General features: G+C 65.6%; 21 protein-coding genes. 16 read left to right on the forward strand and 5 right to left on the reverse strand.

The window, feature by feature from the left end:
- Positions 1-25: 25 nt before the first annotated feature.
- The gene (locus HTUR_RS07240) at positions 26-433 is read left to right on the forward strand and encodes a hypothetical protein (RefSeq protein WP_012942665.1); all 408 of its coding nucleotides are present in this window, start codon (positions 26-28) and stop codon (positions 431-433) included.
- 19 nt (positions 434-452) lie between these two features.
- Here HTUR_RS07240 and HTUR_RS07245 read toward each other — a convergent pair whose 3' ends face one another.
- Positions 453-980: a hypothetical protein gene (locus HTUR_RS07245; protein ID WP_012942666.1), complete on the reverse strand. Its 528-nt coding sequence runs from the start codon at positions 978-980 to the stop codon at positions 453-455.
- Between the two features lie 173 nt (positions 981-1,153).
- On the opposite strand from HTUR_RS07245, the gene HTUR_RS07250 reads away from it, so the two are divergent.
- From HTUR_RS07250 to HTUR_RS07285, 8 genes are all read left to right on the forward strand, one after another.
- Positions 1,154-1,621, forward strand: coding sequence for a zinc ribbon domain-containing protein (locus tag HTUR_RS07250; protein WP_012942667.1), 468 nt, complete (start codon positions 1,154-1,156; stop codon positions 1,619-1,621).
- Between the two features lie 72 nt (positions 1,622-1,693).
- Positions 1,694-2,530: a 5'/3'-nucleotidase SurE gene (gene surE, locus HTUR_RS07255; protein WP_012942668.1), complete on the forward strand. Its 837-nt coding sequence runs from the start codon at positions 1,694-1,696 to the stop codon at positions 2,528-2,530.
- A 129-nt stretch (positions 2,531-2,659) separates the two neighbouring features.
- The gene (locus tag HTUR_RS07260) at positions 2,660-3,424 is read left to right on the forward strand and encodes a DUF2103 domain-containing protein (RefSeq protein WP_012942669.1); all 765 of its coding nucleotides are present in this window, start codon (positions 2,660-2,662) and stop codon (positions 3,422-3,424) included.
- 191 nt (positions 3,425-3,615) lie between these two features.
- Positions 3,616-3,819 carry a hypothetical protein gene (locus HTUR_RS07265; RefSeq protein WP_012942670.1) on the forward strand — a complete coding sequence of 68 codons (204 nt, stop codon included), beginning with the start codon at positions 3,616-3,618 and terminating at the stop codon, positions 3,817-3,819.
- Positions 3,820-3,926: 107 nt separating this feature from the next.
- Complete coding sequence (locus HTUR_RS07270) at positions 3,927-4,196, forward strand: hypothetical protein (RefSeq protein WP_012942671.1); 270 nt, start codon at positions 3,927-3,929, stop codon at positions 4,194-4,196.
- Between the two features lie 19 nt (positions 4,197-4,215).
- Complete coding sequence (locus HTUR_RS07275) at positions 4,216-4,350, forward strand: DNA-directed RNA polymerase subunit P (protein WP_006181151.1); 135 nt, start codon at positions 4,216-4,218, stop codon at positions 4,348-4,350.
- A gap of 6 nt (positions 4,351-4,356) precedes the next feature.
- Entirely contained in the window at positions 4,357-4,620 is a 264-nt protein-coding gene (locus HTUR_RS07280; protein ID WP_012942672.1) for a KEOPS complex subunit Pcc1, read from the forward strand.
- A 113-nt stretch (positions 4,621-4,733) separates the two neighbouring features.
- On the forward strand, positions 4,734-5,234 hold the full coding sequence (locus tag HTUR_RS07285) for a DUF2243 domain-containing protein (protein ID WP_012942673.1): 501 nt from the start codon (positions 4,734-4,736) through the stop codon (positions 5,232-5,234).
- Between the two features lie 67 nt (positions 5,235-5,301).
- Here HTUR_RS07285 and HTUR_RS07290 read toward each other — a convergent pair whose 3' ends face one another.
- Positions 5,302-6,417 carry an iron transporter gene (locus tag HTUR_RS07290; RefSeq protein ID WP_012942674.1) on the reverse strand — a complete coding sequence of 372 codons (1,116 nt, stop codon included), beginning with the start codon at positions 6,415-6,417 and terminating at the stop codon, positions 5,302-5,304.
- Between the two features lie 107 nt (positions 6,418-6,524).
- Here HTUR_RS07290 and HTUR_RS07295 point away from each other — a divergent pair, with 107 nt between their 5' ends.
- On the forward strand, positions 6,525-6,926 hold the full coding sequence (locus tag HTUR_RS07295) for a prefoldin subunit beta (protein WP_008896740.1): 402 nt from the start codon (positions 6,525-6,527) through the stop codon (positions 6,924-6,926).
- Positions 6,927-7,187, forward strand: a complete 261-nt coding sequence (locus HTUR_RS07300) for a DUF3194 domain-containing protein (RefSeq protein ID WP_012942675.1) — start codon at positions 6,927-6,929, stop codon at positions 7,185-7,187.
- Between the two features lie 263 nt (positions 7,188-7,450).
- On the opposite strand, the gene HTUR_RS07305 is transcribed toward HTUR_RS07300, so the two are convergent.
- Complete coding sequence (locus HTUR_RS07305; protein ID WP_012942676.1) at positions 7,451-8,353, reverse strand: NmrA/HSCARG family protein; 903 nt, start codon at positions 8,351-8,353, stop codon at positions 7,451-7,453.
- Positions 8,354-8,681: 328 nt separating this feature from the next.
- Positions 8,682-9,236: a GMP synthase subunit A gene (locus tag HTUR_RS07310; protein ID WP_012942677.1), complete on the reverse strand. Its 555-nt coding sequence runs from the start codon at positions 9,234-9,236 to the stop codon at positions 8,682-8,684.
- Positions 9,237-9,467: 231 nt separating this feature from the next.
- Here HTUR_RS07310 and HTUR_RS27305 point away from each other — a divergent pair, with 231 nt between their 5' ends.
- On the forward strand, positions 9,468-9,641 hold the full coding sequence (locus HTUR_RS27305) for a DUF7556 family protein (RefSeq protein WP_012942678.1): 174 nt from the start codon (positions 9,468-9,470) through the stop codon (positions 9,639-9,641).
- A gap of 107 nt (positions 9,642-9,748) precedes the next feature.
- Positions 9,749-9,886, forward strand: coding sequence for a hypothetical protein (locus tag HTUR_RS27310; protein ID WP_012942679.1), 138 nt, complete (start codon positions 9,749-9,751; stop codon positions 9,884-9,886).
- Between the two features lie 172 nt (positions 9,887-10,058).
- On the opposite strand, the gene pan1 is transcribed toward HTUR_RS27310, so the two are convergent.
- Positions 10,059-11,276: a proteasome-activating nucleotidase Pan1 gene (pan1, locus tag HTUR_RS07315; protein ID WP_012942680.1), complete on the reverse strand. Its 1,218-nt coding sequence runs from the start codon at positions 11,274-11,276 to the stop codon at positions 10,059-10,061.
- 123 nt (positions 11,277-11,399) lie between these two features.
- Here pan1 and HTUR_RS07320 point away from each other — a divergent pair, with 123 nt between their 5' ends.
- The 3 genes from HTUR_RS07320 to rad50 all read left to right on the forward strand — a co-directional run bounded on the left by HTUR_RS07320 (position 11,400) and on the right by rad50 (position 16,466).
- Complete coding sequence (locus HTUR_RS07320; protein ID WP_008896746.1) at positions 11,400-11,669, forward strand: MarR family transcriptional regulator; 270 nt, start codon at positions 11,400-11,402, stop codon at positions 11,667-11,669.
- A gap of 646 nt (positions 11,670-12,315) precedes the next feature.
- Positions 12,316-13,782, forward strand: a complete 1,467-nt coding sequence (gene mre11 / locus HTUR_RS07325) for a DNA double-strand break repair protein Mre11 (protein WP_012942681.1) — start codon at positions 12,316-12,318, stop codon at positions 13,780-13,782.
- Entirely contained in the window at positions 13,779-16,466 is a 2,688-nt protein-coding gene (gene rad50, locus HTUR_RS07330; RefSeq protein WP_012942682.1) for a DNA double-strand break repair ATPase Rad50, read from the forward strand. The genes mre11 and rad50 overlap by 4 nt, the downstream gene beginning before the upstream one ends.
- Positions 16,467-16,569: the final 103 nt, after the last annotated feature.

Consider the following 16,569-nt stretch of genomic DNA (forward strand, 5'->3'; position numbering starts at 1 on the left):
TGAGGCCGTGCGGCGAAGCGGATATATGACCTCGGGAGGCCACGGATTCGTCGCGGATCGAAGCGACCGGAGCGACGGTACCGACGGGAGCGATCGCAACGAGCGCCACGTCCGACGGGGTTCGAACGATAGCGGCGTGATCGGCACCGGCGAGGACCGCGAACTCGTCGACTGGCGTACGCTGGAGGTCGACGGAACGACAGTGTACGAACTCGAGTATGACCGACCGGCCCCGGAGCCGACGACCCGCGCGCCGACGTTCGGGCCGACCAGCGGCGGGACGGTGCCCTGCCGAGAACAGTCAGTTCGGCTGCCCGACGGCGAGCGGATCCCCGCGACCGAAGCGGCCTCCGAGGCCGAGGGGACGACGCTGCGCGTCCGCCGCGACGATCCGTCGATTCTCGCCCGCCTTCGTCGGTTCGTTCCGTGGTAACTGGGCCCGTGTCCGTCTCTCAGGCGAGCGCGTCTCGAAGGACGATACCGAAGCCGGCGGCGCCGACGCAGAGCGAAATCAGACCGCCGATTCCGGTCAGCGCGAGCGCCCCGTTGAGGACGGCGGCGACGAGTAGCGGCGTCAGCCAACCGTCGGTGTGGCCGACCAGCCGATCGGCGATGGCGAGGTAGCCGACGGCGGCGCCGACCGCCCACACCAAGTAGGCGACGAGGATGAGCGGAATTGCGACCAAGATACCGATGATCGTGATGACCAGCAGGACGGTTAGGAGACCGAGGGCGAACAGCGAGAGGATCCCGTAGAGAAAGCCGCCGACGGGGTTCTCGAGGACGGCGGCCATCATCCGCTCCGTGTACCCGGGAGCGATTGCGACCAGAATCGCGCCGACGACCAGCGTCGTCAGGAACGCGCCGACCGCGCCGCCGACGAGACCGACCGGCGTGCCGACGTCGACGTCGACTCCCGGGTTCGGATTTGCCTGTGCGATCGAGACGGCCATTGTGACGGACTGAACGAAATCGATCATGCGTCCCGTAGGACGCCCTCGAGGGTAAAGTGGTGCATTCGATCAGTGAGTGCGAACGTCTACTCGGCGAGCGGGTCTCGAGCCGTGAACGACGCCCGCGGCGAACCGCGATCCGCGACGGCGTAAGCGACGGCCGCTAACAGGCTTTTGTCCGCTCGAGTCCTACGGACCCCATGCGCAGAACATCCGCGCGAAGCACGCGACTGCAACGGGAGATCGACGAACTCGTCGCCCGCGGCTGGACGATCGAAGAGGAAGCGCCCGACCACGTCGTGATGATCGATCGGGAGTTCGGGTCGCTGGTTTCGCACCTGCTGGTCGCGATCCTGACGTTCTGGTTCTCGATGGGGGTGGGAAACGTCGTCTGGGGCGCGTACAACTACGTCTCGAACTCCCGACGACGCGTCCTCTGGGAGGACGGCCGGGAGTGTCCGAACTGCGGCGCCGGCGCCTCGCCGGAGGCCGCCTACTGTCCGGACTGCGGCGAGGAACTCGCGAGCGGGCGCGACTCGAGCGCCACGGTCGCCTGTCCCGACTGCGAGGCCGTCGTCGACGCGGGCTCGCGGTACTGTCCGAACTGCGGGACGAGACTCGACGACGCGGTCGGTGACGTGGCTGACGCGCTCAACGGCGATTTTTGAGCCGCCCGCGGACGCGTCGCCGCGGAACCGAACCCGATAGGTAGCTCGCCACTCTTTCCACGCGTACGACGAATGGATCCCCACGACACACCCCACGTCCTCCTGACGAACGACGACGGGATCGACGCGCCCGGCATCCGGGCGCTGTACGACGCCCTGACCGAGGTCGCGACGGTCACCGTCGTCGCGCCCGACCGCAACCGGAGCGCCGTCGGCCGGTCGCTCTCCTACGGGCGGACCGGTTCCGAGAGCGACGACTTCTCGATCGACCTCGAGGCCGACGGCTTCACCTCGCCGGTCCCCCACGCCGACCACGAACTCGGCTACGCCGTCGACGGGACGCCCTGCGACTGCGCCATCGTCGGTGTCAACGCTCTCGAGCCCCGACCCGATCTCGTCGTCTCCGGCTGTAACTCCGGGGCGAACCTCGGTGCCTACGTCTTCTCGCGGTCGGGCACCGTCAGCGCCGCCATGGAGGCCGCCTTCCTCGGGACGCCCTCGATCGCCGTCTCGATGGACACGCTGGGCATGGAGTCGGAACTCGAGCCCGCGGACTTCGCCCACACCGGCGAGATCACCGCCGCGCTCGTCGAGGGCGCGCCCGGAACCGGCCTGTTCGACCGCGTCGACTACCTGAACGTCAACGTCCCGCGGCCGGACGTCGAGAGCGAGGGGGTCGAACTCACCCGCCCGACAGAGGTCTACGAGATGGACGCCGCCCTCGAGAACGGGGAGTTCCAGCTCACCAATCGGCTCTGGCAGCAGATGGCCAACCGAGACATTCCCGACCCCGAGGACACGGATCGCCACGCCTTACTCGAGGGAGCGGTTTCGGTGTCGCCGATGCGGGTCCCCTACGACGTCGTGGACACGGACGCGGTTCGGACGATTCTCGAGGACGTTCTGTAGCGGCCGCCGGTCCGCAGAACGAGGGAGTGCGGAGCGTTGCCGACGACGCGTCCCGTCGTCGGAAGCGGGTCGTGAACCGAACGTGGTCGAAAACGCGCCTGTTTTACATCCGTCAGCCGAACGGCCGTTATGGAGTGTCGTCACTGCGCATCGCCGCTCGAGAAACCCGGCGATTTCTGTCTCGTCTGCCGGGAAGCCAACACGGAAGCGATCGTTCTCGAGGCGGCACGCGAACGCGCGACGCTGACGATGCTCGCGGCCGACGGTGACGGCGGTGACGGCGACGACGGACCGGCGAGACGGGACGACGATCCGATTCTGGGCGAAACGACGATCACCACGATGCCCGAAGACGGCGAGAACGAGGTCGTCGAGCTTCGGAACTTCGCGGGGTTGATCGGCGACGAGATCCGCCGGAAACGCCCCGAAGAGGTCTACGCCGGCGGCGACCGTGCGGTGATTCAGGCCGTTCGCGAGGACATCCACCACCAGTTCTACCGTGTCGAAGACGAGGATCCCGTTGAAGCCGTCCTCGAGCGGCGGAGCAACCGCGCGCTGGACGTCGTCCAGACGCCGCCCGCCGAAAAGATCGGCGGCAGCCACTCGACGCTGATCGGCGGCCGGACGGGCATGCGGGCGATCCGAACCGTCGCCGGCCACCCCCACGTCAAGAAGGTCATTCCGGGTCCGATCGACGCCGGCGGGAAGGGCTCCCAATCGGGGCTTCGCGCAAAAGTTACCCGCGCCGACGACGGCGGCAACGTTCGCATGCTCCTGCGAGACGGCTCGAGCGTTCAGGAGAACCGCGTGGTCACGACCGCGCGCGATCGGGAGATGGGCGAACGGATCCGCGAGGATCTCAACGAAGTGCTGACGGACGCCGAGTTCCAGTAGCTCGCGCCCTCGTCCGCTGCGAGCGTCCGGTATCACCGTCGCCGTTATCGTAGCCGGAGGGCTGTCGGCAGTGACGGCCGCGCCTGCTCTTGACGTCTCCCGCGTAAATATTGTCACTACCTGATGGAAGAGACACTCTCTGCTGGTTCTCGGGTCCTTATCCGACCGGGTGTAATTAGATATAATTAGCCATGTTCGAGCGTCCCGACGCCGTGCTGACTGCGATTCCGCTGCTCGCGTTGAGTGGGCTCGCCCTCCGATCAGCCATCGCGCTGACGGGCATCGGGACGGGACTGCTGGCCGCTCCCCTCGCCCCCGTCGGCTACCTCGCCGCGCTGTCGCTCGTCTTCCGGGAGCTGTTCACCGGGCCGGTCGCCGAGGAGGCGACGGAGTGACCGCGGGTGGGTCGACCGCCGCCGTCGCGTTCGCCCCTCACGCGGCGCGTTCGAAGCCGGCCGAACTCAACAGGTTTAAGAATCCGCTGCCGATAGCTAGCCCTACTATGGCCAAGAAAGGAAACGTCGGTAGCGCGGGCCGGTTCGGTGCACGCTACGGTCGCGTCGCCCGACGTCGCGTCAGTGAGATCGAAGACGACATGCAGAGCGCCGAGGTCGACGGCGACGACGTCACCCGCGTCGGCACCGGCATCTGGAAGAACGAGGAGACCGGCGAGGTCTTCACCGGCGGCGCTTACCGCCCGGAGACCCCCGCCGGCCGCACCGTCAAGCGGTCGATTCGCGCGGCGCTCGCCGAAGACGAATCCGACGAATAACTCCTCTCGTACACTCAGAATGAGTTACAAATGCTCCCGCTGTAAACGCGACGTCCAGCTCGACGAGTACGGTGGCGTCCGCTGTCCCTACTGTGGCCACCGCGTACTCCTGAAAGAGCGCAGCCGCGACGTCAAGGAAGTCGACGTCCAGTAACCGCGCGTGCCTTCTCACGACGCGACCCTCGAGTTCGACTACGAGACGCCGTCTCGCGCACGGCTCGTCGCCGAGAGCGTCGCCCGCGAAATCGGCGAGATCGACGACGAGCGCTCGCAGACAACCATCGACCGCGACGGCTCGGTCGTCCGGATCGAGATCGATGCCGCGGACGTGATCGCCCTGCGAGCGGCGCTGAACACCTGGTTTACGCTGGTCGACGTCGCCGAGCAAGCGGCCGATATCGGAACGGCGGCCCTCGAGTCGTAGGTGGCTGCAACCGGTACTGCAGGCGCTGCGATCGTCGTCGGCTGCGACAGCGCCGCTACCGACGGTGCAGGTGCCGGTTTCCGATTTTTCCCCGTCGACGCCGACGTATCGGTATGGCGACGGCTGACAGCCTGCGACGGCGACTCCTGCTTGCGGGGGGAACGATCGGCTTCGGATTCGGCGCCGTCGTCGACACCGTGCTCTTCCACCTCACGTTACAGACCCACCACCTCCTGTCGGGCTACTACGACCCGTACAGCCTCGACGGCTACCGGACGAACGTGTTTTTCGACGGGCTGTTCCTGATCGCCACGCTCACCATCACGTGCGTCGGCTTCGGACTGCTCTGGCGCGTGGTCAACGGCACGGACCGCCGCTTCTCGACGACGTACTTGCTCGGCTCGATCCTCGTCGGCGCGGGCGTGTTCAACGTCTTCGACGGGATCGTCGACCACTACGTGCTCGACCTGCACAACGTCGTCCACGGGACCGAAGCGTGGAACCCCCACTGGGTCGTCGTCAGCGTCGTCATGCTCGCACTCGGGCTGGGCCTCCTGCGAGTGGCCGACGGCGCCGTTCGCCCGAGAAACGCCGACGCCGGGCACCTAGAGTGAGAAATCGCGGCGCGTCGACCGTCATTGACAACGCATCGAACGCCACACTCGACGCACCAACCCACACTTAGGGCGCGTCGAGCGCCATCGTCACCGAATCGCCCTCGAGAAACGCGGTTTCGTACCCCTCGTGGCGGGCCACCTGCGGCGGCGTCTCGAGGTCGATCGCGAGTTCGTGGCCGTCCTCGACGAGGATCGGCTCGACGGCCGTCCGGTAGCAGTGGCCGAGCCGGGCGTCGAGCGCCGCCTCGAGTTGCGCGCTCGCGACTCGCTCGCCGTCTCGGGAGACCGCCGCGGAGAGCGAGGCAAAGGGGAGCGGATACGCGTTGTAGGCCGTTCGCGCCGTCACCGCGAGCGTCGGCCGGTCCGCTCCGGATCGATCGGCGCCGAGGAGCGTCGCGGTGTACTCGATGTCGCCGCTCGTCTCGCTGCCGAGGACCCCGGACTGCTCGTGGGTTCGGTCGTCACCGTGTCCGGAACTGACGGCGTGGTCCATCGGCTCGAGCGCGTTGGCCTCGCCGCGGCCCTCGTCTTCGTCGATCAACCGGCGCTCCACGTTCTCGATCTCGTCGGTCCGGAACTCGAAGTCGATTTCGACGCTCGTCTCAGCCTCGAGACCGTCGGCGATGCCGCCGATCGCGTCCGCGGTCGTCGCCCCGACTCGAATCGTCACGGTGTACGGGCCGTCGCCCTCGAGCGAGACGTTATCGCCGTAGTGGGGGCCCATCCGCTGAGAGAGCATCGGCCAGAGCGATCGCTCATCGACTGTGGCGTCGGCGGCGTTAGTGGCGTCGGCGGTGTCATCGCGAGCGTCTGTCGCGTCGCCGCGTGTCCGAATCGCCGTCCGCACCGACGCCGGGACGAAAGTCCCGGTCTCGGCGTCGCGGACGGTCACCATCAGGTGGACGTCGTGGCGGGAACGGATGTCCGCCCGATTGCGTTCGGCGTCGGTGACGATCCAAAAGGAGTGCGGGCGGGACGCCAACAGGGCGATCTCGCGTCCGCCGGCGGTCGCGGTCCCGTAGGTCACCATCCCGTCAGCGTGGGGCGGGACGTAGACGCCCTCGGGCGGATCGACGACGAGTTCGCGCCAGGCGTCCTCCCGCCGAAACGTCTCGAGACAGCCGGCCGACAGTCCTGCGAGGAGGGAGCTACCGGTCGCGAGCGCCGTACGTCGTCGCATCGGCCCTTCCACGCCGCCGCAACGGATAGGCCTGCGGGCTGCCCTTGCCGACTTCCCGGCCGATGTCAAAGCTTGGCTTTATCAGTCCGGAGGGCGACGGTCGAGACATGCAGGGTAATCTGCCGCCGGAAGCACAAGAGAAAATCGAACAGCTTCAGGACCTTCAGGAGACCGCACAGCAGGTCGCCGTCCAGAAGCAGGAAGCCGAATCGAACCTCACCGAAGCCGAGAACGCTCTCGAGGAGCTCGACGAGATCGACGCCGAGACGCCGATGTACCGAAAGGTCGGCGAACTGCTCGTCGAGACCGAGTACGACGAGGCCGAGGAGGACCTCGAAGAGAAGGTTGACTCCCTCGAGATCCGACTCGAGACCCTCGAGAAGCAGGAAGAGCGCGTTCAGGATCAGTTCGAGGAGCTCCAGGACGAGCTCGAGGAACTGCTCGGCGGCGCCGGCGGCGGCATGGGCGGCCCGGCCGGTCCGGGCGGTCCGGGCGCAGGCGGCGCGTAAATGTCGACTGACGAACCGACTGACGAGGAGGTCGTCCAGACGGCCTCCGACGCTGCGGAAGGCTACGTCTTCTCGCAGTACAAGCAATCGGCGGTGCGCGATCTCGACGTCACCGTCACCTTCGAGGACGGCGTCCTCGAGGTCGACGTCTATCTGAACGCGCCCGGAGGACCGGACGAGGACGATCCCGACCCCGAACGGGTCGCCGACGACGCCGCGCTCGTCGCGCGGAACGCCGTCGACGAACTGTTCGGCGAGTAACGGCTCGGAACCGTCCCCTTCTCGATTGCTCTCTCGACGGCGAGCGACCGCTATCGCGGTCACTCATCGGTTCAGCGGTTCGCTGGCCGGTAGCTGGTACGGTACCACGTGTCGTCCGAAACGGTGCCGATATCCACGCGGCCACTCGCGTCGGCGACCCGAGGCGACCGAAGCCGGTCAAAACGGGTGAGAGAACCGTCGGACGGTCGAAATCGGAACGCGGGACGAAACGATCGGCTACAGGCGGAGCAGGCCGAGGCGGTTCACTGCATCGCCTTGACCCAGCCGGGGACCGAGGCCATGCCGTCTTTGTCCTCCCAGCCGTTCTCGCGGAGGTACGACTCGAGGTCGGTGAACGCGAAGCCGAATCGCTCCTCGAGCGCGCCGATGTCGGCGTCGTAGCCGACCTCGTTGAACCACTCGCACATGACGGTGAACTCCTCGCCGAAGCTCTCGTAGGCGTCCTCGATGGGGACGTGAACCGGTTCGACGTTCTCGCCGGTGACCTCGGAGAGTGTCTCGGCGGTCTCGGCCAGCGTCTTCTCGTCGCCCGCGAGTTCGATCCGTTCGCCGACGAACTCGTCGGGGTTCGCGAGCGCGACCGCGGCCGCGCGGCCGACGTCGTCGGTGTCGATCATCTGGAGCGAGACGCCCTCCTCGAGGGGCAACGCCAGCTGTCCGTCCTCAACGACGTCTTCGGCGAAGGCCTCGAGGTTCTGGAAGAAGAACACGGGCTGGAGGACGGTCAGCGGGAGGTCGAGTTCCTGAGCGTATTGGTCGATCTCCCAGGCGGAATCGAAGTGCGGCACCCCGGTATCGCGCTCGTGGCTCCCGACGCCGCTGAAGACGAACTGCTCGACGCCTTCCTCGCTCGCGACCTCGGCGAGGTTCTTCCCTTGTTGGACCTGGCCGTCGTACCCCTCCGTCCAGAAGTTGGTGACCGCGAAGACGGCGTCGACCTCGGCGACGTGGGGCGCCAGCGACTCCTTGTCGTTCAGGTCGCCTTCGACCATCGTCACGCCGCGGTCGGCGAGTTCCTGCGCCCGTTCGCTCGAGGCGTCCCGCGTCAGTCCGGAGACGTCGAACTCGGTCTCTGACGCCAGCAGGTGGTCGACAACCGAGCCGCCCTGATTGCCGGTCGCGCCGGTGACGAGTACGCTGGTCATCTCAGTTCGCCTCCGTCCGCTTTCGGTCGGTGGTCGGTGCCGGTACGGTCGGGATCGAACCGTCGTTCGAAGCTGGTTGCATCACGTTATCTGGTTCGGCTCCGTAGCCATATATAAGCGTGGCAACACTAGTACTACTAACTGACACCAGTGTTACCGACACCCATGCGATGGAACACATCGGCGAGGATCCTCGAGACAATTGCATCGCTGGCGAACGAGAGAGAAAGCGACAGATGAGAGACTGAACGGTAGCGAAGCGTATCGGCCGGATCGGCCGACGAGACGACTCGAACCGGTCACCGACCTGTCTCAGACTCGAGTCGCCCTACTGAGACTCGCAGATCTCGAGGAAGTTCTCGAAGATCTCGTCGCCCTCTTCGGTGTGGGCGACCTCCGGGTGCCACTGGACGCCATAGAGGTCGCGGTCGGTGTCGCTCATCGCCTCGACGCCACAGACGTCGCTCTTGGCGGTGAGTTCGATCCCGTCGGGCAGTTCTTTGACCTCGTCGGCGTGACTCGCCCAGACGCGCGTCTCGGGGTGGAGCGACCCGGTCAGCGGATCGTCGTCGTCGACGATTTCGACGTTCACGTCGGCGTAGCCGCCGTACTCGCCGCTGCCGACGCGGCCGCCGAGTTCTTCGGCGATCAGTTGCATGCCGAGGCAGATGCCGAGTACCGGGCTGTCCTCCTCGAGGTAGTCGGCGGAGCGGCCGATACGGTCCATGTCGGGGCCGCCGGAGAGGACGACGCCATCAGCGTCGACGTCTTCGGGCGGTGTCTCGTTGTCGATCAACTCCGTGTCGACGCCGAGGTCGCGAAGGGCCCGGCGCTCCAAGTGGGTGAACTGTCCGTGGTTGTCCACCACGACGATCTTCGTCATTGGAGGAGCCTAGCCAGTCACCCGGTAAAAACGGACCGGAAACCGTCGTCGCCGCGCGCCGGTCGCCGTCCGTCCTGTCGTTCGCCATCACCCGATCGATGGTTTACTTTCTCAAAATATACTGGCATTATGCTCGACCTATCGACAATAGTGGCCAAGAATAAGAAGAGTTCAACCACTGTATCATTCTATACCAAAACGTTCATACATACTCCTAGTGTATCATGTACTATGACACTCGAGGCCGAATCGGTCGGAAGTGTGTCGGTGACCGACGGCGACGTCGTCGCCGCGATCGACGAGATCGGCGGACAGCCACACCTCGTGATCGCCGATATCGGACGGGACGACGTCTGGCTCTCGATGACCGAGCGGGACGCCGTCTCGCTGGACGAGTGGCGATAGCGCCACGCTGTGGGTTTTCTGTACGATGACAGTGTTCGGTTCGCAACTGCCAGCAACTAGTTCCGGGTTCCGGTACGCTTATACGCGTCTCACCGGACGGTACCAGTATGGCAATCGATCTCAGTGAGTTCGATCATCCGGCGTGGCTCACCGCGGCCGGCGCGGGTATCGGATATCTGCTGATCCTCGCCGTGCTCACGGTCGCCCTGTTCATCGTCCCGTACGTCGTCTTTACGGCGCTGTAGTCGGTTTGCGCCCAGATTCGGACCCACACGTTACGGTTTCGCGTCGCTGCTCTGGTTCGATGTTGCATCCTGCTTTTCGAAGTCGTAGCGCGGCACTCGAGGCAGCGTGCGTTCGAATCAAGATCTCAAAACGCGTCGCTCTCGAGGGGTGAAAACGGAGAGAGAAACTCGTCTAGGCGAAGGTCTTCGAGACGTCCTCGGTCTCGTCCGAGTCGGCTTGGACCTTGTCCCAGGCGCTGTGGAAGTCCTCCATACGGATTTCCGTGCGGTCGTCGCGGATAGCGAACATGCCGGCCTCGGTGCAGATCGCCTTGATGTCGGCCCCGGAGGCCTCCTCGACGTCCTCGGCCAGTTCGCCGAATTCGACGTCGTCGGCGACGTTCATGCCGCGGGTGTGGATCTTGAAGATGATCTCACGTCCCTCGGCGTCGGGCTTGGGGACCTCGATGAGGCGGTCGAACCGACCGGGCCGGAGGATCGCGCGGTCGAGCATGTCGAAGCGGTTGGTGGCGGCGATGATGCGGATCTCGCCACGTTCTTCGAAGCCGTCCATCTCCGAGAGGAGTTGCATCATGGTCCGCTGGACCTCGGCGTCGCCGGAGGTCTTGGACTCGGTCCGCTTGGCGGCGATGGCGTCGATCTCGTCGATAAAGATGACCGCGGGCTCGTGCTCGCGGGCGACGTCGAAGAGGTCGCGGACGAGTTTCGCGCCCTCACCGATGAATTTGTGGACCAGCTCGGAGCCGGCCATCTTGATGAAGGTGGCGTTGGTCTCGTTAGCGACGGCCTTGGCGAGCATCGTCTTGCCAGTCCCCGGCGGGCCGTACAGCAGGACGCCACTCGGGGGATCGATCCCGACGTCGTCGAACATCTCGGGCTTCTCGAGGGGCATCTCGACGGTCTCGCGGACCTCCTGCATCTGCTCTTCTAAGCCGCCGATGTCCTCGTAGCTGACTTCGGGGCTCTCGGTGACTTCCATCACGCGGGCGCGGACGTCGGTCTCGTTCGAGAGCGTCTTGACGATCGACAGCGAGTTGTTGACGGCAACTCGGTCGTCGGGGCCGAGGTCCTCTCGCATCTCCTCGGTGACCTCCGTCAGCGCCTCCTGGTTGTTCCCGTGCTGTTTGATGATGACGCCCTCGTCCGTGAGCTCCTGGACGGTGGCGACGAACAGCGGCGACTGCTTGAGTTTCTTGTTCTCGTGGGTCAGTCGCTCGAGTTTCTGCTGGTACTTGTTGTTCTCGGCGTTCGCATCGAGGAGCTTGTCACGCATCTCCTCGTTTTGCGACTCGAGGACCTCCAGCCGTTCCTCGAGCGCCTGGATCTTCTCCTGTTGGGACGCCTCGTCCTCGTCGTATGGGAGGTCGACGTCGTCCACAGTGTCGCTCATCACCCGACCTTTGGGGGCTGGTTCATAAGAGGCTTCGGGTAGGTACACTCGTCTCGGAATATGAACGTCGCGCATTTTTTGAAACAGAAAATATTATCAGCCTGTATTCGAAACGGGAAGGTGATGAGTGCTTCAGAATCGCTTCGACAGGAGCCCGAGGAGCGGGGAACGTGGGACGACGTCAGAGAGCTTCCGCCGAGTGCCAAACTCGTCGCGAAGGTCCTCGAGTACAACGATACGATGACCCAACAGCAGATCGCCGACGAGACGCTGCTGCCCTCCCGAACCGTGCGGTACGCCCTGAACCGCCTCGAAGAGGAGAACGTCATCGACTCCCGGTTCTCGTTTTCCGACGCCCGCAAGCGTCTGTACAGCCTCGAGATCGAGTCCTAAGTCGTACTCGGACTACTCCGGATCGATCGGCGCGTCGGCGTCGGCCCGCTCTTTCGGCTTTCAGTTCTCCCATTCGCTATCGCGCTGATCTCGAGTCGTTTGATCGGCAGTTACTGCGACACCGGCCGTCGAACTGGATGCGACTGCTTCGAAGTAGCGATCCGCGGTGGCGCGCGCTGTCGATCGCGTTTGAGCGATAGTGAAGACCGATCGACGACACCGTGCGAGCGAATCGGTTGGGGAGGGATGTGGAAACCTCTATTGTCACGATAGCAGACATGACGAGGATCACGTGAATGGGGAAGCGACGGTGAAACGGGAGTTCTGCTTACCCTGGCAACCGGGAGTTACCACGCCCTCCCCAACCGATTCGTTCGGTCGCTTTGCTCCCTCACTCATCCACTGGAAGACGCGCCGCGTCTTCTAAGCCTTCGCTCACTCCGTTCGCGAAGACCTCGCACGGTGTTATCGTCCGACCGAACGGGAGTGAGGGCGGACGAAAGCGCGCGCCACCGCACCGCTGCACTACTCCGTCTCCGGTGAATCACACTCCTAACTCCTCCCCTGTCTCCCCGAGCGAACTGTCCCGTTCACTTTCACGTCGGTCACGGAACCCCTTTAGGGAGCGCCTGCCAACGACTGTGCAATGACGCGGGTTATCCATACGGGCGATACCCACATCGGGTATCAGCAATACAACTCTCCACAGCGCCGGGAGGACTTCCTCGAGGCCTTCCGCTCGGTCGTCGAGGACGCGGTCGCCGACGACGTCGACGCCGTGGTCCACGCCGGCGACCTCTTTCACGACCGGCGCCCGGGACTGGTCGACCTCCAGGGCACCGTCGAAATTCTCCGGACGCTCGCCGACGCTGACATCCCCTTTCTGGCCGTCGTCGGCAACCACGAGTCGAAGCGCGATGCTCAGTGGCTCGATCTCTTCGCGGATCTCGGGCTGGCGACCCGACTCGGCGCCGACCCCGAGGTCGTCGACGGCGTCGCCCTCTACGGACTCGATTTCGTCCCCCGGTCGCGCCGCGACGACCTCGAGTACGCGTTCGAACCGGTTCCCGACGAGGCCGAGCACGCGACGCTCGTGACCCACGGCCTCTTCGAGCCCTTCGCCCACGCTGACTGGGACACCGAGGAAGTACTCGAGGCGTCGACCGTTGACTTCGACGCCGTCCTACTCGGGGACAACCACAAACCCGATACCGCGGAGGTGCTCGACACATGGGTCACCTACTGCGGGTCGACTGAGCGCGCGAGCGCAAGCGAACGCGAGGACCGGGGCTACAATCTCGTGGACTTCGACGAGGACGGTGGCGTCGCGATCAGTCGCCGCGGGCTCACGGACACCCGCGAGTTCGTCTTCGTCGACGTCGAACTCGAGGCCGGCGAGGGCGTCGACCGCGTCCAGGAGCGGGTCCGACAGCACGATCTCGAGGACGCCGTCGTCATCGTCACCGTCGAGGGCGAGGGGAAGGCGATCACCCCCGCGACGATCGAGGAGGCCGCTATCGACCGCGACGCGTTAGTCGCCCGGGTCAACGACCGCCGGGAACTCCCCGACGAGGACGAGGAGGTTTCCGTCAGCTTCGCCGACCCCGACGCGGCGGTCCGCGAGCGCGTCCGGGAACTGGGGCTCAGCGACGCCGCCCGGAGCATCGACGAGACCGTCCGCGACGACGATCTGGTCGACTCGAACGTCCGCGAGACCGTCGAGCGCCGCGTCCGCGACCTGCTCGAGGACGACGAGTCGGCGTTCGATCCCGCGCCCGAACGCGCCCCCGAGGACGAGGACGTGACGACCGTCGCGGACGAACTGGTCGGCGACAACGGCGCAGGCGAAGATTCCTCGGCGGCCGCCGATTCCGAATCGGTAGCCACGAACGGCGGGGAACCCGAAGCCACGAACGGTGGCGAATCCGTAGCAACGGCCGACGGCGACACCGCCGAAACCGACGCCACCAAACCCGACGCCGTCGACTCCGACGCCACCGAATCCGCTCCCGCAGCGGAGGACTCGAGCGAAGAGCCAACGGACGACTCGAGCGAGGAACCGACGGACGACCCGGCCGACGCCGACACCGCTTCGCTGGGTGATTTCGCGTGAGGGTCGACCGCGTCCGCCTGCTGAACTTCAAGTGCTACGGCGAGGCCGACCTCGGCTTGGAGCGGGGCGTCACCGTCGTCCACGGCGTCAACGGCAGCGGGAAGTCGACGCTGCTCGAGGCGGTTTTCTTCGCGCTCTACGGCTCGAAGGCCTTAGACGACCGCACGCTCGACGACGTGATCATGACCGGCGAGGAGGAGGCCGAGGTCGAACTCTGGTTCACCCACGACGGCCGCGAGTACCACGTCGAGCGACGGCTCAAGCTCCGCGGCGATCGAGCCACCACGACGAAGTGCGTCCTCGAGACGCCGACGGAGACGTTCGAGGGCGCCCGCGACGTCCGCCGCGAGGTGACCGAACTCTTGCGGATGGACGCCGAGGCGTTCGTCAACTGCGCGTACGTCCGACAGGGCGAGGTCAACAAGCTCATCCACGCCTCACCGAGCGATCGCCAGGACATGATCGACGACCTCCTCCAGTTGGGAGCGCTCGAGGAGTACCGCGAGCGGGCCAGCGACGCCCGCCTCGGCGTCAAGACCGTCCTCGACGGCCAACGAGAGGTCCTCGAGGACCTCCACAAGCAGGTCGAACAGAAGGAGGAGAAGGATCTCCACGAGCGCCTCAACGGGCTCGAGTCCCGCCGGGCCGACGTTCGTGAGAAGATCGACCGCTTCGAGGAGCAACGCGAACAGGCCCGACAGACCCTCGAGACGGCCGAAGACGTCCTCGAGCGCCACGAGGAGACCCGCGAGGAGATCGACCGGCTCGACGAGGAGATCGAGGAGCTACGGTCGAAGATTACTGAGACCGAACGCAAGCGCGAGAACGCGAAAGACGAAATCCGAGATCTCGAGTCCCGACGGGAGACCCTCGCCGACGAACGCGAGGAGTTGCTGGCCGAGGTGGATCTCGAGGATACGGACGGAGCCAGCGACAAGGCCGTCGAAGACCGAATCGAGGACCTCGAGGCCCGCGACGAGGAGCTTCGGGACGAACTCGAGGAGGTCCGGGTCGCGATCACCGAGACCAACGGCGAGATCGAACGCCTCCGCGAGGAGGCCGACGACCTCGAGGGACAGGCTGCGGACGCCCGCGAGGAGGCCGCCGATCTCGAGTCGAAACTCGAGGCCGACGAGGAGGCCATCGCGGACCGCGAAGGGAAACTCGAGGAGCTCGACGAACAGATCGAGGCGGCGCGCGAACGGTTCGCGGACGCGCCGGTCGACTTCGGCGACGCAGCCGACCACCTCGAGTCCCTCGAGAGCGAACGCGACGAGCTAACCGGCGAGATCGGCGACGTCACCGCCGACATTCGGACCGTCGAGAACGCCATCGAGGAGGGCGAACGCCTCCTCGAGGAGGGGAAGTGTCCGGAGTGTGGCCAGCCCGTCGAGGACTCGCCCCACGTCGACGTCTTAGAGGAGAAACGCGAGGAACGCGACGAACTCGAGGAGCGACGCGACAAACTGGAAGACGAGCGCGACGACGTAGACGAGCGGATCGAACGCGCCGAGGACCTCCGCGAGGCCGAGCGCCGCGTCGACCGCCTCGCGGAGAACCGCGAGAACATCGAGCAGTTGCTCGCAGAGAAACGCGAGACCCTCGAAGAGCGCCGAGAGCAGCGCGACCGACTCCGCGAGGAGGCTTCGGAGTATGAGGACGAGGCCGCAGAGAAACGCGCGCAAGCGGACGATCTCGAGGAGGAGATAGCCGACCACCGCGGCGAGCTCGGCGCGATCAACACCGAGCGCGGCGAGATCAAGGAGTCGCTCGAGTCGCTGCGCCGTATCGCCGAGATCGACGACGAGCGGACGGAGCTCGCAGCCGAGGTCGAGAATCGACGGGAGCGCCGTGACGACTGGCAAACGATGAACGACGAGCGCCGCGAGACGCTCTCGAGCAAACGCGAGCGCAAGCGCGACCTCGAGTCGGAGTTCGACGAGGAGCGTATCGAGACGGCCCGCGGGGACAAGGAAAACGCCGAACAGTACATCGCGAAGGTCGACGACAAACTCGAGGAACTCGAGGAGAAACGCACCGAGATCCAGAACGCCATCGGCGCCGCCGAACGGGAACTCGAGGAGCTCGAGGAGCTCCGGGACCGGCTGGATACCGTCGAAAATCGGTGTGACCGCCTCGAGTCGCTGTACGACGAGGCCGAGACGCTGCAGGCGACCTACGCGGACCTGCGGGCGGAACTGCGCCAGCGCAACGTCGAGACCTTAGAGCGGCTGCTCAACGAGACGTTCGATCTGGTCTATCAGAACGACTCCTACGCGGGGATCGACCTCGACGGCGAGTACCGGCTGACGGTCTACCAGAAGGACGGCGAGGCCTTAGAGCCCGAACAGCTCTCCGGCGGCGAACGAGCGCTCTTTAATCTCAGCCTGCGGTGTGCCATCTACCGGCTGCTCGCGGAGGGCGTCGAGGGATCAGCACCGATGCCGCCGCTGATCTTGGACGAGCCGACGGTCTTCCTCGACTCGGGCCACGTCACGCAACTCGTCTCGCTGGTCGAGTCGATGCGCGATCTGGGCGTCGAACAGATCGTCGTCGTCAGCCACGACGAGGAACTCGTCGGCGCGGCCGACTCGCTGGTCCGCGTCGAGAAAGACGCCACGTCGAACCGCTCGCGACTCGAGCGCGGCGAACCGCCGGAAGTCGAACTGCTCGCGTCGGACTGAGGAGCGTCGGTCGAGTCACGGTCGCGACGACCGGGATCGAACTCGAGGCCAGCGACGATGGACTCGAGTCCGAGCCGCGCCGCTCGAGGCGGACGACGTATTG

Origin of the sequence: Haloterrigena turkmenica DSM 5511 (genome assembly GCF_000025325.1) — an archaeon.
Classification (GTDB): domain Archaea; phylum Halobacteriota; class Halobacteria; order Halobacteriales; family Natrialbaceae; genus Haloterrigena; species Haloterrigena turkmenica.

Excerpts from the sequence above, each read along its gene's own strand:
- HTUR_RS07240 (WP_012942665.1), top strand. The coding sequence starts at position 26 with ATGACCTCGGGAGGCCACGGATTCGTCGCGGATCGAAGCGACCGGAGC.
- HTUR_RS07245 (WP_012942666.1), bottom strand. The coding sequence starts at position 980 with ATGATCGATTTCGTTCAGTCCGTCACAATGGCCGTCTCGATCGCACAG.
- HTUR_RS07250 (WP_012942667.1), top strand. The coding sequence starts at position 1,154 with ATGCGCAGAACATCCGCGCGAAGCACGCGACTGCAACGGGAGATCGAC.
- surE (WP_012942668.1), top strand. The coding sequence starts at position 1,694 with ATGGATCCCCACGACACACCCCACGTCCTCCTGACGAACGACGACGGG.
- HTUR_RS07260 (WP_012942669.1), top strand. The coding sequence starts at position 2,660 with ATGGAGTGTCGTCACTGCGCATCGCCGCTCGAGAAACCCGGCGATTTC.
- HTUR_RS07265 (WP_012942670.1), top strand. The coding sequence starts at position 3,616 with ATGTTCGAGCGTCCCGACGCCGTGCTGACTGCGATTCCGCTGCTCGCG.
- HTUR_RS07270 (WP_012942671.1), top strand. The coding sequence starts at position 3,927 with ATGGCCAAGAAAGGAAACGTCGGTAGCGCGGGCCGGTTCGGTGCACGC.
- HTUR_RS07275 (WP_006181151.1), top strand. The coding sequence starts at position 4,216 with ATGAGTTACAAATGCTCCCGCTGTAAACGCGACGTCCAGCTCGACGAG.
- HTUR_RS07285 (WP_012942673.1), top strand. The coding sequence starts at position 4,734 with ATGGCGACGGCTGACAGCCTGCGACGGCGACTCCTGCTTGCGGGGGGA.
- HTUR_RS07290 (WP_012942674.1), bottom strand. The coding sequence starts at position 6,417 with ATGCGACGACGTACGGCGCTCGCGACCGGTAGCTCCCTCCTCGCAGGA.
- HTUR_RS07295 (WP_008896740.1), top strand. The coding sequence starts at position 6,525 with ATGCAGGGTAATCTGCCGCCGGAAGCACAAGAGAAAATCGAACAGCTT.
- HTUR_RS07300 (WP_012942675.1), top strand. The coding sequence starts at position 6,927 with ATGTCGACTGACGAACCGACTGACGAGGAGGTCGTCCAGACGGCCTCC.
- HTUR_RS07305 (WP_012942676.1), bottom strand. The coding sequence starts at position 8,353 with ATGACCAGCGTACTCGTCACCGGCGCGACCGGCAATCAGGGCGGCTCG.
- HTUR_RS07310 (WP_012942677.1), bottom strand. The coding sequence starts at position 9,236 with ATGACGAAGATCGTCGTGGTGGACAACCACGGACAGTTCACCCACTTG.
- HTUR_RS27305 (WP_012942678.1), top strand. The coding sequence starts at position 9,468 with ATGACACTCGAGGCCGAATCGGTCGGAAGTGTGTCGGTGACCGACGGC.
- HTUR_RS27310 (WP_012942679.1), top strand. The coding sequence starts at position 9,749 with ATGGCAATCGATCTCAGTGAGTTCGATCATCCGGCGTGGCTCACCGCG.
- pan1 (WP_012942680.1), bottom strand. The coding sequence starts at position 11,276 with ATGAGCGACACTGTGGACGACGTCGACCTCCCATACGACGAGGACGAG.
- HTUR_RS07320 (WP_008896746.1), top strand. The coding sequence starts at position 11,400 with ATGAGTGCTTCAGAATCGCTTCGACAGGAGCCCGAGGAGCGGGGAACG.
- mre11 (WP_012942681.1), top strand. The coding sequence starts at position 12,316 with ATGACGCGGGTTATCCATACGGGCGATACCCACATCGGGTATCAGCAA.